We start from the raw sequence: 15,720 nt of genomic DNA, 5'->3' as shown, positions 1-15,720 counted from the left end.
GGTAGTGTGGGGTTTCCCATGTGAGAGTAAGTCATCGCCAGCTCATTATTCTAAACACCCTCAACTTAACAGTTGAGGGTGTTTTTTTATGACTGGAAAATCTAAATACACACATAAAATGTTGGGAAATATAGGGCAATAAAAATACTGATTCAAAATCAGATTTGTATATTAGCCGTGTTCTATGAATATAATAATGATGAAGTTTCTTATTTTTAGGTGTTTACGTGAAAATTAATTCCTTCTCTTCAATACCTGAAGATGATGAAGAGCTCTCTCTGCCTGCATTGATTTATTGGGCATCTTTAGGTGATGTCGATCAAGTAAAAGAATTGCTAATAGATGGAGAAGATCCGAATCAGACAGATGATGAAGGATATAGTGCTCTGCAAGCAGCTGCTGAAAATGATCATCTAGAAGTGGTTAAACTCTTAGTTGAAAAGGGAGCTCATGTCGATTACAAGAGTGAATACACAGCGCTACAGCTTGCAGAAATGGCTAGTAATATAGATATAGTGAATTACTTAAAGAGTTTATGAAACTGTAAATAAAGGCCTCTTTTATTTAATTGGAGGCCTTTTGTTTTTAAGCTAAATGATATTTCTGTAGTTTCTCAACAATTGATTGAAGTCCTTTTACTTCAAATTCATTTGCTTCGAATTTTTCATCTTTATTACGTTTAAATATATCTCGTATCTCTATCACAGCATTCGGGTCAACAATACTTAAACTTGAGGTGACTTGACGTATTTGGCTAATAGAGCGAGAACCATTCGTTGAACCATAACCAATAAATGCAGCAGGTTTATCGCTCCATTCTTTACCAACATAGTCGAGAGCATTTTTTAAGGCTGGACTGTAACCATGGTTGTATTCTGGGCTAATAAAGATAAAAGCATCTGCTTGAGCAATTTTGTTTGCCCATTCTTGTTGTTTTGGTTGATCATAAATTCCGGTGGCGGGTGGGTGAGAGCCTGAAAAAAGAGGTAAATCCCATTCTTTTAAATCGATGACTTCAGTTTGGAAATCGTTTAGACCCAATGTTGGAATTGTTGTTTCTAGCCAATTGGCAACTTTAATTGCTGTACGTCCTTCACGAACACTTCCTACGATAATATAGACCAGCATGTATTTTCCCCAAGGATTTTTATATTTATAACTTAATTCATTATATAGGGGGGAGAGAATATAGAATTTGTAAGGATTCTTAGGTCATTAATAAAAAATTGAATAATAAAAAAGCCCTCATTGAGAGGGCTTTTTTATTTACATGAGTTTAATACCTTGTTGGCCTTCGGGCGTTACCTTGAATATTTCTACTTCAAAGGTAATGTTTTTCCCTGCTAACGGGTGATTAAAATCAATTTCTGTAATGTCATCATTTACCGACTTCACTACGCCGAATAAGGTTGTTTTTGCCTTATCTTCAAACTCAATCATATGGCCAGGAATAGGGCGTTGTTCAAACTTAACCGTATCGAAAGTTTGTATATTTTCTGGATTCCATGGGCCAAATGCATCTTCAGGTGGAAGATGCACGGTACGACGGTCGCCTGCACGTAAACCAAATAATGCTTTTTCAAAACCTGGTAAAAGATTTCCGTCACCAATAGTAAGAGTAACTGGTTCTTCACGGTTACGTGTATTATCGATTTCTACACCATTTTCAATAGCAACAGAAAAGTGTAGATCGACTTTAGAGCCGTCTGTAATACGAATTTCTTCGTTAGGTTGGATAATTTCGGTCATATTATGCATCCGAATTTTGGTTACGTTGCTTCTCAAGGAAGAATGTATCGATGAGTAGCAAGATGGTACCTAGGGTAATGGCACTGTCCGCAATATTAAAAGCTGGAAAGTGATGATTTTGGTAATAGACATGAATAAAATCGACAACATAGCCTAAAGTAATGCGGTCAATTAAATTGCCTAATGCCCCACCTAAAATTAAAGCGATGGCTACAGGTAGCACCACCATTTTTTTAGGCATACGAAGCAACCAAAATACAAAAAGAACTGAAACTAAGCCTGCTAAAGATGTGAAGAAATAGCGTTGCCATCCTCCTGCATCAGATAAAAAGCTAAAGGCTGCACCATAGTTATGTAATAGTGTCCAGTTTAAAAATGGAAGCACAGGTACTGGATCCGCGTAGTTCAGATGTGTACTTGCAATCCATTTTGTCCATTGATCCAACACAATGGCAAGGACAGAAAGTCCAAGCCAAATTAGGTTGTGTGGATAAAACTGGAATAAGCCTTTTTTAGCTTGTGAATTAGGCATATTTTCTCACTTCGCCACGACCAGTGACGTTCACAATACAACGACCACATAAACCAGGATGATCGGCATGTGTATTTACATCTGGAAGGACATGCCAGCAACGCGCGCATTTTTCACCTTCAGCTGCAGATATTTGTACACGTAAGCCTTCCATTTCAGTTGCTTCACCTTGTTCAGCAAATGGATGTACTACTACTTCTGAAGTAATAAGAACAAAACGGAGTTCATCAGCCAGTTGGTTTAAAACTGTTTGTAATGATTCATTTGCCCAAAGTTCAACTTTGGCTGAAAGATTACTGCCGACAAGTTTAGCGTTACGCGCTGCTTCAATCTGTTTATTTACTGCAGATTTTACGCTAATCAATGTTTGCCAATCTTCTTCAGAAAGCAAGTTTGCTTTTGATGAAACCGGTAGGTCATACCATTCTGAAGTAAATACATACTTTTCAGTTTGTTCTGGAATCAATGGCCATGCTTCTTGAGCGGTAAAGCTTAAGATTGGGCTCATCCAACGGATAAATGCTTGGACAATATGGTAAAGCGCTGTTTGTGCAGAACGGCGTGCCTGTGAATCCGCTTTAGTGGTGTACTGACGATCTTTGATAATGTCTAGGTAGAAACCACCTAAGTCATTAATACAGAAGCTTGTTAACGCACTACACACCACATGGAAGTTCATTTCTTCATAGGCAGTGATAATCGTTTGTTGTACTTCATTTGCACGCTGCAAGATGTATTGATCGAGAGCGATGAGGTCATCTACTGCCAAAGCATCAGTGCTTGGTTTAAAACCATTTAAGTTAGCAAGTAAGAAACGTAATGTATTACGAATACGACGATAGCTATCACTTACACGGCTAAAGATTTCTTTGGATGCCGCGATTTCATAGCGATAGTCACTAGAAGCTACATACAAACGTAAACCATCAGCGCCAAGTTGTTTGATGATTTCTTCAAGCGGAATATAGTTGCCTAAAGATTTCGATAACTTACGACCATTTTCATCAACCGTAAAGCCATGTGTTAACAATGCTTTGTATGGTGCACGATTGTGAATTGCCATAGACGTTAATAAAGAAGACTGGAACCAACCACGGTGCTGGTCTGAACCTTCTAAATATAAATCGGCAGGACTTTCTAGATCTTCACGTTGTTCAAGTACAGCGTAATGTGTTGTACCAGAATCGAACCATACATCGAGGGTATCGCGAATAGCGTTATATTGTTCAGCATCTTCACCAATGAAGTCTTTCGCGTCACGTTTGAACCATGCTTCGATACCTTCTTGTTCGATAAGTTTAGCAACTTCTTCGATTAATTCAGGTGTACGAGGGTGTAATTCGTTCGTATCTTTATGAACGAAGAATGGAATTGGCACACCCCAAGTACGTTGACGTGAGATACACCAATCTGGACGTCCTTCAATCATTGATTCGATACGGTTTTTACCCCAGTTCGGTACAAACTCGATATCGTTTTCAATTGCATTAATGGCACCTTCACGTAAACCCTTTTGATCCATGCTAATAAACCATTGCGGGGTTGCACGGAAAATAATAGGGGTTTTATGGCGCCAGCAGTGTGGGTAACTGTGTTTGATTGGTTGATGCGCCCATAAACGGCCTACAGCACCCAAAGCTTCGATAATCTTTGGATTGGCTTTATAGATGTGCTCACCAGCATAGATAGGGGCAGTTGGTAAATAAACACCATTACCACCCACTGGGTTATCTACTGTAAGGTTATATTGAAGACCTACTTTATAGTCGTCTGCACCATGGCCAGGAGCTGTATGTACTGCACCTGTACCGCTTGTTGCGATAACGTGTTCACCTAAAATCACCGGAACTTGACGATCGGTAAGTAAAGGATGTTGTAATGTAAGGTTTTCAAGTTTGCTACCAGTAAAGTCCGCTAAAACTACTGGATTTTCAAGTTTATAGCGTTCAATTGCTGAAGCAACAAGGTCTTTAGCAAGAATGAAGTTTTGCTTACCACGCTCAGTAGTCACTTGTACCAATTGATATTCAATTTCGGCGTGCAAAGCAACGGCTTGGTTCGCAGGTAATGTCCATGGTGTAGTGGTCCAGATCACGATATCTGTTGGATCTTGAACGTCTACATTTAAACGTGTACTTAAGTCTTTTAGATCGACAACGCCAAAACCAACATCAATTGCATCTGATTTTTTATCTTCGTATTCAACTTCAGCTTCAGCAAGCGCAGAACCACAGTCCATACACCAGTTCACTGGCTTTAAGCCCGGCTGGATATGACCATTTTTTTGAATTAAACCTAAAGCACGAACGATATCGGCTTCTTGTTTATAGTTCATGGTGAGATAAGGATTATCCCAGTCGCCTAAAATACCTAGACGCTTAAAGTCATTACGCTGTAAATCAATTTGTTTTAGTGCGTATTCACGACAAAGTTTACGGAAAGTAGCCGCGTCAACTTTTTCGCCAACTTTACCTACTTTTTCTTCAACTTTTAGTTCGATTGGCAAACCATGACAGTCCCAGCCCGGTACATAAGGCGCATCGAAATCTGACAGAGTACGGCTTTTTACAATAATATCTTTGAGTACTTTGTTGACCGCATGGCCTAAGTGAATTGTACCGTTCGCATATGGAGGGCCATCATGCAAAATATATTTTTTCTTGCCAATACGCGATGCACGAATCTGCTGATAAATGTTGTCGGTATACCACTCTTCTAACCATTTCACTTCACGTACTGCCAAATTTGCTTTCATTGCAAATTGAGTATCCGGCAGGTTTAGCGTGGCTTTGTAGTCCACTGCATTCTCAGGAGTTTGCTTATCGCTCATGCAAGTTTTCATCCAGTTTAATCAGCTTGGGAGCCGACATGTTTTACAATCAAAATTCGAATTAAAAAGGAAATTGTGTCGTGTCGTTACGATATTGTCGTAACTGATGCACGTCATTATCAATTCCTGCCTTAAGTGCTTCAAGCGAAGGGTAGTTCAATTCACCATGAAGATAGTGAAGAAAAGTCACCCGCATAAATAAGCCATACAGATTAGCAGAAACATCAGGGAAATGTACTTCTAATCTCCACTCTGGATGTTCTTGCTGAATGGCTGGACGTGTACCAACATGACCCGCGCCATATAGGCTGTTTTCATGATATCCGGCAATTCCCGGCTTTTCAGGTGTGTCCTGAAGTACTTTTTGAGTTAACGACGTTGTTTCGCAAATGACTTCAACCCCATAAATGCCATTTAAACAAGGTTTATGGCGGTTGAGGCGAACGTTAATGGTTGGAAAATCGAGAGTTCGTCCAATCTGGTCGCCATATTGAACACGTCCAGTAATACTGTATGGACGGCCTAATAATTTAGCGGCTAAGGCAAGATTTCCTGCCTGAAGTACCTGACGAATACGAGTTGAACTTACACGTTCACCTTCGAGTTCAATGGTATGTAAGTTGGTGACCCCAAATCCGTAATCTTTTAAAAATTCGCTATTGCCTTGACGGTCTTTGCCGAAATGGAAATCATCACCTAAAACCAAAGCTTGTGCGTTTAATTTGTCTTTTAATAAATCGGCAAATTCAGTAGCACTCATGCTACGGAAGTGCTGATCAAATTTAGCAACCGCAATGTAATCAACTCCAAGTTCGGCTAGATATTCGACTTTTTCTCGTAATGAATTAATACGAGGAGGAGCATCGTAGCCTTGAAAGAACTCAAGAGGTTGTGGCTCAAAAATCATGACCAATGTTTTTAAGCCTTGTGCTGCAGCAATTTTTTTGAGTTGAGCAATCATCGCTTGGTGACCTAAATGGACACCATCAAAATTACCAATAGTTACCGCTGTTGGTGGTAACTGAAAATTGGGCGATAACGCATTAAGACGAAGCAGTTTCATGAACTTAAAATATGGCTATTTTTGCAAGGGCTATATATTGCCATAATCTCACAGATTCGTCTTGTTGTTGTGTTTTTACTCAGTTATTTTTCAATATGAATATTCTTTATATTTAAAATATTGATGAATTAAATAAAAATAAATCAATTTTTCTTATTAATTATTTGCTTTACTATATTTTCATCCACTCTTTGATTAGAGAATTAAGATGAAAAAACCCTTTTACCAATTAAATCAAAGCAAAGATGTTATACGACATTTTACCCCAAATTGGTTTACAGCGACTATGGGTACTGGTGTGGTAAGTATGATTTTAATTCAGCTTCCTTTTGCTCAATCATTTTTATTCATGCTAGCAACCTTGTTATGGCAATTTAATATTGTCCTATTTAGTGTTTTTTCAGGTCTCTATTTATTACGGTGGTTGCTTTTCCCTCATGAAGCGAAGCAAATATTTAAGCATCCTAATATGAGCTTGTTTTTAGGTGCTATTCCGATGGGGTTAGCTACCATACTAAATGGTTTCTTAAGCTTTGGTGTTGGGCTTTACGGTGAAGTGGCAATCCATATTGCCCAAGCTTTATGGTACATCGATGTCTTTTTAGCGCTAGCAATTGCGTGGATTGTACCGTTTTGCATGTTTAGCCGTCAGAACCATCAGTTACATACCATGACTGCAATCTGGCTTTTACCTGTAGTTGCATGTGAGGTGGCTGCAAGCTCTGCAGGGATGTTAGTAGCTCATTTACCAGCAGATTTGCATAGCTTTCATTTATTACTGGCTGGTTATGTGCTTTGGGGAATCTCTGTTTTACCGGCATTCGCTATTTTGACAATTTTAATGTTGCGTATGGCTTTGCATCAATTACCTGAAAAAGAAGTCGCGATTTCTAGCTGGCTCTCTTTAGGCCCAATTGGTACAGGTGCTTTAGGATTATTGTTGCTAGGGCAACAGGCACAAAGAGTGGCGCCAAATGTAGGATTTGACCAATTCGCGAATGTCTTTCAAGCTTTAGGAGTTGTGGGCAGTCTGGTGCTTTTAGGTTTCGGGTTATGGTGGCTTGGTCTAGCAATCTTAACAACGCTTCGTCATGCAAAGACAGGTATTCCATTCAACTTAGGTTGGTGGGGCTTAACCTTTCCATTAGGCGTATTTATTCTGGCGCTATTTAATTTAGGACATCAGGTTGAAATTGTATTTTTACAATACGTTGCTGTGGCATTGAGTATTCTATTATTGACGATGTGGGGCGTTGTAATGAAGAAAACGCTAGCAGGAGCATATAGTGGTCAACTGTTCTTTTCTCCATGCTTAATCGCTTTACAACAAAAAATGCCGTGATCATGAAAAGGTGCAAAAAGCTTTTGCACCTGATTTATACTTATTTTCTAATTTTATTTAATTTTGATTTGAGCTTTTTTGAATGAACACTGATATTGCTTTAATTATGGCACTTCCTAATGAATCTAAAGGTTTATTTGAACAGGCAGGTGTTGAAGTCCATTACAGTGGTATTGGCAAGATTAATGCTGCTTTTAAAGCATTTGAGGTTATTCAAAAAACAGGGTGTAAAACTTTAATTAATTTGGGTACAGCAGGAAGCTCTGCGTTTAATCGACATGATTTGGTCGAGGTGAAGACTTTTGTACAACGTGATATGGATGTTTCACCGTTAGGATTTGCAGTAGGTGTAACGCCGTTAGATGATCACTTGCCAGCTGAAATTCACCTTCAACCACATTTTGCTGATTTACCAAAGGGGATTTGTGGTACTGGTGATTCATTTGAAACAGGCCAGCCAAAGGTAGCTTGTGATGTGGTTGATATGGAAGGTTATGCTTTAGCCAAAGTCTGCCATAAGTTAGGTGTACGCCTGATTTCGGTGAAATATATTACTGATGGTGCAGATGGCACTGCGCATGTAGATTGGGAAGAAAATTTATTATTAGGTGCCCAAAAACTTTTGGCCCTTTATCAAAATCATTTCTAAAAAAAGATCGGCAAGTTTGCCGATCTTTTTTTGTTTTAACGAGGCAATACGCCGTAGAGCATCAGGTGTACTGTGTGCTCAATTGAGCGTTGGAACATGCTTCGGTTACGAAGAGTTTTTCCAGTCACCATTTCCATTTGGGTTGCAAAATCTGCATAGTTTTGCGTAAGGCCCCAAATGTTTAAAATTAATAATTCTGGATCGATATCTGGTGAAATCTTTCCTTCTTCTTGCCAAGTCTGAATGACTTTAGCTTTACGCTTAAATAGTTTTTTTAATGGTCCTTTGAGAATAGGTAAAATATGCGGAGCGCCTTGAATTATTTCTAATGCAAACAATCTAGATGCTTTCGGTTGGCTACGAGACAGTTCGATTTTTTGTATTAAATAGTGAGATAGGGCTTCGGCTGGTTCTAATTCAGATTCTAATGTTTGTAAGGGAGCCAACCATTTTTGTAAAACAGTTGTGAGCACTTCTACATATAAAGACTCTTTATTTTCGTAGTAATAGAAAATATTCGACTTATGCATGTCGGCGAGTTGGGCAATTTCATCCAGACTTGCGCCAGTGAACCCATAGACCGAAAATACGTCAAGGGCGGCAGCAAGAAGCTGATTGCGCTTTTGGGTACTCTTTTTTTGTTCCATCTGCTGCATAATTAAAAAAATAATATTCCCATTGTAAGGGAAATTGTTTGATTTGTGCACAGGTGTCTTGCTTTTTTAATCAAAAAACGGCTAGTTATTTGCGTAATAGATATACTATTGTGCAAAAAATAAAGAATTTAACTAGTTTATTGTTATTCTTAAAAATATTTTTAAAATTTCGCCCTAAAAAAGAGCAATAAAACAGCAGCTTTATTGCTCGTAAATTGGGCATTTTTCGGTTGAACGGTTCTTATTACTCATTGCAAACTTAAGTTGCCAAAACAGCATCGAGTACTTGTTGCTCAAGTTGAGCAAAACTAATGCTCTTTTTACGCGGGCGTGGCAAATTAACTTGGAAACTTTGAGCAATCTGACCTTTATCTAATAAGATAATACGGTCAGCTAATTGCACTGCTTCACTTACATCATGTGTCACTAAAATGGCAGTAAAACCTTGTTCTTTCCACAAGCGTTCGATGAGGCTTTGCATTTCAAGACGGGTTAGGGCGTCTAATGCACCCAAAGGCTCATCTAACAACAAAATGCGTGGCGTATGCGACAGTGCGCGTGCTAAAGCTGTACGTTGTCGCTGGCCGCCAGAGAGTTGTGAAGGCCATTGTCCCGATTTTTCTTTTAAACCAACTTTTTCTAGTAACTCTTCAGCTAAAGCATGTTGGGGTTTTGGTAGTCCAAGTTGAACATTTTGAAGAATATTTCTCCAAGGAAGTAAACGAGGATCTTGGAACATGACTCGAATATCATCATTGGTAATACCTTCACGCAAATAGCGAGCAGACTTAAATTTAATTTCACCAAAACTGGCTTTTTCAAGTTGGGCAATTAAACGTAGTAACGTGCTTTTACCACAGCCACTTCGACCAACAATTGCCAAAAATTCACCAGGTTGGATGTGTAAGTCAAGATCTTCAAGAACCTTAACCTCGCCATAAAATTTATACAGCTGCTCAATCAGAATCTCTGCGCCTAACGTAGGTTCTTGTGATTCTGTTGGCTCTTCAGGAATGAGCTGCACGTCATTCTGATTAATATTTAAATTCAGATTTGTCATGTTTTAAGCTCCCTTATTTCTGATATCCAGAGTGCCAACGTAGTAAATAGCGCTCTAAAATCTGTGCTAAGACATCTGCCAGTTTGCCTAGTAAGGCGTAAAGAAGAATACCGACCAATACCACATCTGTTTGTAAAAACTCACGTGCATTCATGGTCATATAACCAATACCAGCTTGAGCAGAGATGGTTTCAGCAACGATGAGCAATACCCAAACTAAACCTAAAGCAAAGCGTAAACCGACTAAAATAGAAGGCATCGCACCTGGAAGAATAATTTCTTTGTAAAGTTGCCAGCGAGAAAGTCCGTAGCTTTTACCCATCTCAATCAATTGAGGGTCAACTGATCGAATACCGTGATAGGTATTGATATAAATTGGGAAAAAAACACCTACTGCAACTAAAAATAATTTTGCGGTTTCATCAATACCGAACCACAAGATGACGAGTGGAATAAGTGCTAATGCTGGGATGTTACGAATCATTTGCAAGGTCGTATCGAGTAGGGTAGAAGCAAATCGCGAAGAGCCATTCAGTAAACCCAATAGCAAACCCAATCCGCCCCCAATTAAAAGCCCAAGCAAAGCGCGACCTGCACTGACCTTAACGTGATGCCATAATTCTCCGCTAACGAGTAAGTGCCAAAAAGCGGAAATGACTGCCGTGGGTGCCGGCAAAATACGGCTTTCTAAAAGACCAGAACTCGATGCAATTTGCCAGACAATCAATAGGATGATCGGGAAAATCCAAGGCAGCAAATGCTGCCCGATTTGTTTTGTTCCACGTGAAACAATACTTTCATCTTTACTCATGCAGGCTCCTTGACGGAACTATTTGGCTTCTTCTCGTCGGGAACATAGTTGTTGGCAATAATTTCACCGAATGGACCGGTTAGATTTGGCTGAGCAAGTTTGGCACGAGTTTCGATTGGTAGTAGTGGAAATACTAACTCTGCAAAACGGATTGACTCTTCAAGATGTGGATAGCCTGAGAAAATAAAGGTATCGATACCAAGGTCAGCATATTCCTGAATACGGGCAGCGACTGTTTCAGGGTCACCTACAAGTGCTGTACCCGCACCGCCACGGACTAAGCCAATACCTGCCCAGAGGTTTGGAGACACTTCAAGCTTGTCGCGGTTACCGCCGTGGAGAGCTGCCATACGTTGTTGACCGACAGAGTCCATTTGTGCAAATTTTTTCTGTGCGGCAGCAATGGTCGCATCATCAAGATATTGGATAAGCTCGTTAGCTGCTGCCCATGCTTGTTCGTTAGTTTCACGAACAATGACATGCAAGCGAATGCCATAAGTTAATTTACGACCTTTAGCTTCAGCTTTAGCACGAACATGTTCGATCTTTTGTTTAACTGCTGCTGGTGGCTCACCCCACGTGAGGTACGTGTCGACTTGCTCAGCGGCCAAGTCGACAGCGACGTCTGAAGAACCGCCAAACCAAAGCGGTGGGTAAGGCTTTTGAACAGGTGGGTAAAGTAGTTTTGCATCATCAACTTGTAAGCGTTCACCGTGGAATGTAAAAGCTTCACCCGTATGTGAACGCGTCAAAATTTCACGCCAAATTTTTACATATTCATTAGCAGTTTGATAACGCGTTGAGTGATCTTCATATAAACCATCGCCGCGTAGTTCAGCTTCATCACCACCAGTCACTAAGTTGAGTAACACACGGCCATTCGACAAGCGGTCAAATGTTGCAGCCATACGCGCAGCCAAAGCTGGTGTAGTTACACCCGGACGTAACGCGACTAAAAACTTAAGGTGCTGTGTTGCATCAATCAGGCTAGCCGCTGTAATCCAAGGATCTTCACATGAACGACCTGTTGGAATAAGTACGCCTTCATAACCCAAATTATCTACCGCCACAGCAATTTGCTTCATATAGGCATGGTCAACCTGACGAGCGCCTTTACTTGTACCTAAATAGCGACTATCACCGTGGGTAGGAATAAACCAGAAAATTTTCATGTGCATTACCTATATGTCTATTGAAATTACTTGGCAATCCAAACAGCTTGTTTAATGCTGATCGGTTTGGGAATGATGCCTTGTTGGGTAAAAATGTCTGCGAGCTGTTGTTGCTCAGCAATAACTTTGCTGTTGAGTGGCGCTGCCGATGATGGACGTGGACGACGTTTAATGAATAAGTCACTGGTCGCAGGCTTAAGGCCTGTGCTTTGCCCAATAGCACTTGCCGTTTCTGCTTGATGGCTTTGAACCCATTTGTCGGCTTGATTGATTTGTTTGATGAGTCCTGAAACGGCTTTAGGATGTTGTTTAACAAAATCTGGAGCGGCTAAGTAAAATGTATAGTTCGGACTTAAGCCTTTACCTGATGCAAGAACACGGGCTTGGTCTTCTAGTTGTGCTGAAGCAAAGTAAGGGTCCCAAATTGCCCATGCATCAACGGCACCTTTTTGGAATGCTGCACGAGCATCGGCAGGAGTAAGCCAAATTGGAGTAATGTCGCTCCAGTTTAGGCCTGCTTTACGTACGGCTTGTACAAGCAAGTAATGAGAGCTGGAACCTTTTTGCAGCGCAATACGTTTGCCTTTCAGGTCTTTAAGCTGTTTCAGTTGTGAGTTTTTTGGAACTAAAATTGCCGATGCCAGCGGTTTAGCCGCTTCATAAGCAATGTAATATAAAGGCTTGCCAGCTGCTTGTGCGTAGACTGGTGGGGTATCTCCAGTGACTCCAACATCAAGTGAACCGACAGCTAAAGCTTCTAAAATTTGTGGGCCAGCAGGGAACTCATTCCAAGTAACTTTGGCATTTGGAAATTCTTGTTCAAATAATTTTTGCTGTTTGGCAATCGCAAAATTAATAGAGCTTTTTTGAAAACCAATACGAAGTTCTTTTACAGTGGGATCAATTGCCCAAGCTGGCGCTGCAACTGTTAAACCTAGTACAGTGACTGCGCTAATTCGTTTAGCTAACTGGACCCACTGACTTTTATTGAAAAATAATTGATGTTGCATATTGATATCCTTGTTCCCCTTGAGGCAAGGCACAGCATTTATATGATTATTTAAGCCGTGCCTAAGCTGGGTTTATTTCAGTTTTAAAATGGCGTCTTGAATGGTGAGTTTGTTTGGAATGAGCTTTTGTGCATAAAAGGCATCAGCTACTTGTTGTTGTTCTTTCGCCACCTTGTCTGATATTGGCTGAACTCCAAAACCCATACGTGAAATGGAGGTTTTGAGTACATCAAACTCAAGTGCTGTAGGTTTTTCGAGTAGCTTGGCAGCTTCATCCTGATGTGTGCTGACCCATTCAGTTGTCTGATTAAGTGTCTGTACAACTGTGTTGAGAACTTTTGGATTATTTTCTGCAAACTTACGGTCAGCTAAATAGAACTGATGATTGCTTACCAAATTTTCACCTGTTGCTAAAACTCGTGCCTGAATTTGGTGTTCAGCCGCTGCAAAGAACGGGTCCCAAATCACCCATGCATCTACCGCACCTTTTTCAAAGGCCGCACGTGCATCGGATGGCGGTAAATAAACAGGTTGAATATCATTTAAGCTTAAGTTGTTGGCTTCTAGAACTTTCAATAACAGGTAATGAACATTCGAGCCTTTATTAAGAGCAACACGTTTGCCTTTTAAATCTTGAATAGAGTGGATTGGAGAGTCTTTTTGTACCAATAGTGCTTCTGCTTTTGGCGCAGCAGGTTGGTTTGCGACATAGACTAAATTTGGATTAGCAGCCTGAGCAAAGATAGGGGGAGCTTCACCTGCTTCACCAAGTGAAACACTGCCTACATTTAGACCCTCAAGTAATTGAGGGCCAGCAGGAAACTCAACCCATTTTACTTGTACACCTTGATCTTTTAGTACTTTTTCTAGGTCACCACGGGCCTTTAAAATAGGAAGGATGCCATATTTTTGATAGCCAATATTTAAAGTTGTGGTGGCTTGTTCCTCTTTTTTGGCACAACCACTTAGCATCATCACTCCTGCTAGGCTGGCCGCGATGACTGAATATTTTGCCCATGAAGTGGTGTTGAAAAGTGCCATGAGGTTTCGTGCTCCCCGAAAGAGAAAAAGAAAAAATAATTGGATGAGCAGATACCCTAAATGGATTTTTATTTCAGAAAAAATAAGTATTCGGTCTTTATTTATGCAAAAAAAAGCTAAACACAATAGGCTATAAACTTATGCAAAAAAATGATTTATCTAAAAGAAATATGTTTGATGGATTGTAAGTAAGTTAATGTAAATAAAATAAAAAATATTAAAACATTAAAAATAGAGATTTAAAAAAAGTACAACCATAAATTAATAGCATTTATAGTTGTACTTTTTTAACTAAGCTTATCTGAAATAATAATATCTTAAAAAGAGCAAAGGCTAAGGGAGCATCTTTTTAAAGACTAAAGAATTCCTTTGGTAGTTATAGAGCGCTTGACGAGCATTGGGTAACTCATCGACACTGACTTGATGAAAACCATGTTCTAAAAACCAGTGAGCGGTACGCGTTGTTAAAACGAATAATTGACGAATACCTTGTTCTTTGGCTTTTTCTTCAAGGAATTGCAAAATTTGGCTACCACGGTTTGATTTACGATAACTTGGATGCACGGCAACACAGGCAATTTCTGCAGAACGAGTTTCGTTAAACTCAGTCGGAATTGGATAAAGTGCAGCACACGCTAGAATCATACCGTCGCGTTCAATGACAGCAAACTGGCTGATTTCTTGCTCTAAACGTTCTCGTGAACGATAAACCAAGATGCCTTCTTCTTCTAAAGGGCGTAATAAATTCATTAAACCACCCACATCTTGAATATGGGCTGTGCGAACTTCTTCATAATGTGCATCGGTAATCATGGTCCCTATACCATCTCGAGTAAATAACTCTTGAAGAAGGGCACCATCATAGGCATATGAAATAAGATGTACGCGATGTACGCCAGATAAAGACGCTTTTTTTGCTTGTTGCAAATGTAAAGTGAGTGTCGGACTAATAGTTTGGTATTGTTGAATATAGTAGTCGAGTTGATGTGGGCTTAACTCACGTAATATTTGTTCATCCTCATTAAGAAGCCCTTGTTGTTCCCCAAGAAAAATGAGTTTATCTGCTTTTAAATAAGTTGCAGTTTTGGTCGCAACTTCTTCTGCTCTTAAGTTAAATACTTCGCCTGTAGTGGAATAACCTGTTGGCCCCAGTAGCACAATATTATGATTATCGAGGTGTCGATCAATCGCATCGGTATCAATAGAGCGAACTTCACCTGTGAGCTGGAAATCCATTCCATCACGAATGCCATAAGGTTTAGCAGTCACAAAATTACCCGATATCACATCTATTCGAGCGCCGTACATTGGAGAGTTCGCTAAGCCCATAGAAAGCAATGCTTCAATTTCTAGGCGAATGGAACCTACAGCACTCATGACACAGCTTAAAGATTCACGTGTAGTAATGCGGCAGTTGTCATAAAAAGGGGTTTCAATTCCTTTTTCTTTAAGATTTTGATTAATTTGCGGACGTGCGCCGTGCACGAGAATTAAACGGATACCAAGAGAGTGTAATAAAGCAATATCGTGAATGATATGTTCGAAATTAGGATGACGGACTGCTTCACCACCAAACATCAATACGAATGTTTTATCGCGGTGAGCATTAATGTAGGGCGCTGAGTGTCGAAACCAGTGTACATAATGCTGGGTGTTATTATGCGACTTTTCTAAAGACTTGCTTGGCATACCGATCTCGAATCAACAGCAAAAAGATATAGAGATGATTCTAAACAAAAAAGATTAAAGTCGCATGTTTTAGATAAAAAAACACCCAAATCAGAGTTTGGGTGTTTAAAGAATTT

15 protein-coding genes are annotated in these 15,720 nt (G+C 39.9%); 3 read left to right on the top strand and 12 right to left on the bottom strand.

Annotation, left to right across the window (positions count from 1 at the left end; genetic code table 11):
* Positions 1 to 227 precede the first annotated feature (227 nt).
* Complete coding sequence (locus ACLBWE_RS16590; RefSeq protein ID WP_045437307.1) at positions 228 to 539, top strand: ankyrin repeat domain-containing protein; 312 nt, start codon at positions 228 to 230, stop codon at positions 537 to 539.
* 46 nt (positions 540 to 585) lie between these two features.
* On the opposite strand, the gene ACLBWE_RS16585 is transcribed toward ACLBWE_RS16590, so the two are convergent.
* The 5 genes from ACLBWE_RS16585 to ribF all read right to left on the bottom strand — a co-directional run bounded on the left by ACLBWE_RS16585 (position 586) and on the right by ribF (position 6,174).
* Positions 586 to 1,128, bottom strand: coding sequence for an NADPH-dependent FMN reductase (locus ACLBWE_RS16585; protein WP_348951046.1), 543 nt, complete (start codon positions 1,126 to 1,128; stop codon positions 586 to 588).
* A gap of 138 nt (positions 1,129 to 1,266) precedes the next feature.
* Entirely contained in the window at positions 1,267 to 1,749 is a 483-nt protein-coding gene (locus ACLBWE_RS16580) for an FKBP-type peptidyl-prolyl cis-trans isomerase (RefSeq protein ID WP_004640310.1), read from the bottom strand.
* A gap of 1 nt (position 1,750) precedes the next feature.
* Complete coding sequence (lspA, locus tag ACLBWE_RS16575; protein WP_005037701.1) at positions 1,751 to 2,281, bottom strand: signal peptidase II; 531 nt, start codon at positions 2,279 to 2,281, stop codon at positions 1,751 to 1,753.
* The gene (gene ileS, locus ACLBWE_RS16570) at positions 2,274 to 5,111 is read right to left on the bottom strand and encodes an isoleucine--tRNA ligase (protein ID WP_447604039.1); all 2,838 of its coding nucleotides are present in this window, start codon (positions 5,109 to 5,111) and stop codon (positions 2,274 to 2,276) included. The genes lspA and ileS overlap by 8 nt, the downstream gene beginning before the upstream one ends.
* Positions 5,112 to 5,172: 61 nt before the next feature.
* The gene (gene ribF / locus ACLBWE_RS16565) at positions 5,173 to 6,174 is read right to left on the bottom strand and encodes a bifunctional riboflavin kinase/FAD synthetase (protein ID WP_017391479.1); all 1,002 of its coding nucleotides are present in this window, start codon (positions 6,172 to 6,174) and stop codon (positions 5,173 to 5,175) included.
* 208 nt (positions 6,175 to 6,382) lie between these two features.
* Between ribF and ACLBWE_RS16560 the strand changes: the two genes are divergently transcribed.
* Both ACLBWE_RS16560 and ACLBWE_RS16555 read left to right on the top strand, forming a co-directional pair.
* Entirely contained in the window at positions 6,383 to 7,516 is a 1,134-nt protein-coding gene (locus ACLBWE_RS16560) for a TDT family transporter (protein WP_447604038.1), read from the top strand.
* 82 nt (positions 7,517 to 7,598) lie between these two features.
* A complete protein-coding gene (locus ACLBWE_RS16555; protein WP_447604037.1) occupies positions 7,599 to 8,165 on the top strand; it encodes a 5'-methylthioadenosine/S-adenosylhomocysteine nucleosidase family protein in 567 nt (188 codons plus the stop codon).
* Positions 8,166 to 8,200: 35 nt separating this feature from the next.
* On the opposite strand, the gene ACLBWE_RS16550 is transcribed toward ACLBWE_RS16555, so the two are convergent.
* The 7 genes from ACLBWE_RS16550 to argA form a co-directional block, all read right to left on the bottom strand.
* Positions 8,201 to 8,821 carry a TetR family transcriptional regulator C-terminal domain-containing protein gene (locus tag ACLBWE_RS16550; protein WP_003655809.1) on the bottom strand — a complete coding sequence of 207 codons (621 nt, stop codon included), beginning with the start codon at positions 8,819 to 8,821 and terminating at the stop codon, positions 8,201 to 8,203.
* A gap of 259 nt (positions 8,822 to 9,080) precedes the next feature.
* On the bottom strand, positions 9,081 to 9,881 hold the full coding sequence (locus tag ACLBWE_RS16545) for an ABC transporter ATP-binding protein (protein WP_447604036.1): 801 nt from the start codon (positions 9,879 to 9,881) through the stop codon (positions 9,081 to 9,083).
* Between the two features lie 13 nt (positions 9,882 to 9,894).
* Positions 9,895 to 10,692 carry an aliphatic sulfonate ABC transporter permease SsuC gene (gene ssuC, locus ACLBWE_RS16540; RefSeq protein WP_003655804.1) on the bottom strand — a complete coding sequence of 266 codons (798 nt, stop codon included), beginning with the start codon at positions 10,690 to 10,692 and terminating at the stop codon, positions 9,895 to 9,897.
* Positions 10,689 to 11,864, bottom strand: coding sequence for an FMNH2-dependent alkanesulfonate monooxygenase (gene ssuD / locus ACLBWE_RS16535; RefSeq protein WP_199990978.1), 1,176 nt, complete (start codon positions 11,862 to 11,864; stop codon positions 10,689 to 10,691). Before ssuD ends, ssuC begins: the two co-directional genes overlap by 4 nt.
* A gap of 26 nt (positions 11,865 to 11,890) precedes the next feature.
* Positions 11,891 to 12,874: a sulfonate ABC transporter substrate-binding protein gene (locus tag ACLBWE_RS16530; RefSeq protein WP_447604035.1), complete on the bottom strand. Its 984-nt coding sequence runs from the start codon at positions 12,872 to 12,874 to the stop codon at positions 11,891 to 11,893.
* Between the two features lie 72 nt (positions 12,875 to 12,946).
* Entirely contained in the window at positions 12,947 to 13,915 is a 969-nt protein-coding gene (locus ACLBWE_RS16525; protein ID WP_447604034.1) for a sulfonate ABC transporter substrate-binding protein, read from the bottom strand.
* 333 nt (positions 13,916 to 14,248) lie between these two features.
* On the bottom strand, positions 14,249 to 15,604 hold the full coding sequence (argA, locus tag ACLBWE_RS16520; protein WP_447604033.1) for an amino-acid N-acetyltransferase: 1,356 nt from the start codon (positions 15,602 to 15,604) through the stop codon (positions 14,249 to 14,251).
* Between the last annotated feature and the right edge of the window lie 116 nt (positions 15,605 to 15,720).

The sequence above is a fragment of the Acinetobacter sp. M5A5_2a genome, from assembly GCF_053345265.1.
Note: the sequence above shows the minus strand (reverse complement) of the source record. Positions and strands in the feature narration are given on the sequence as shown.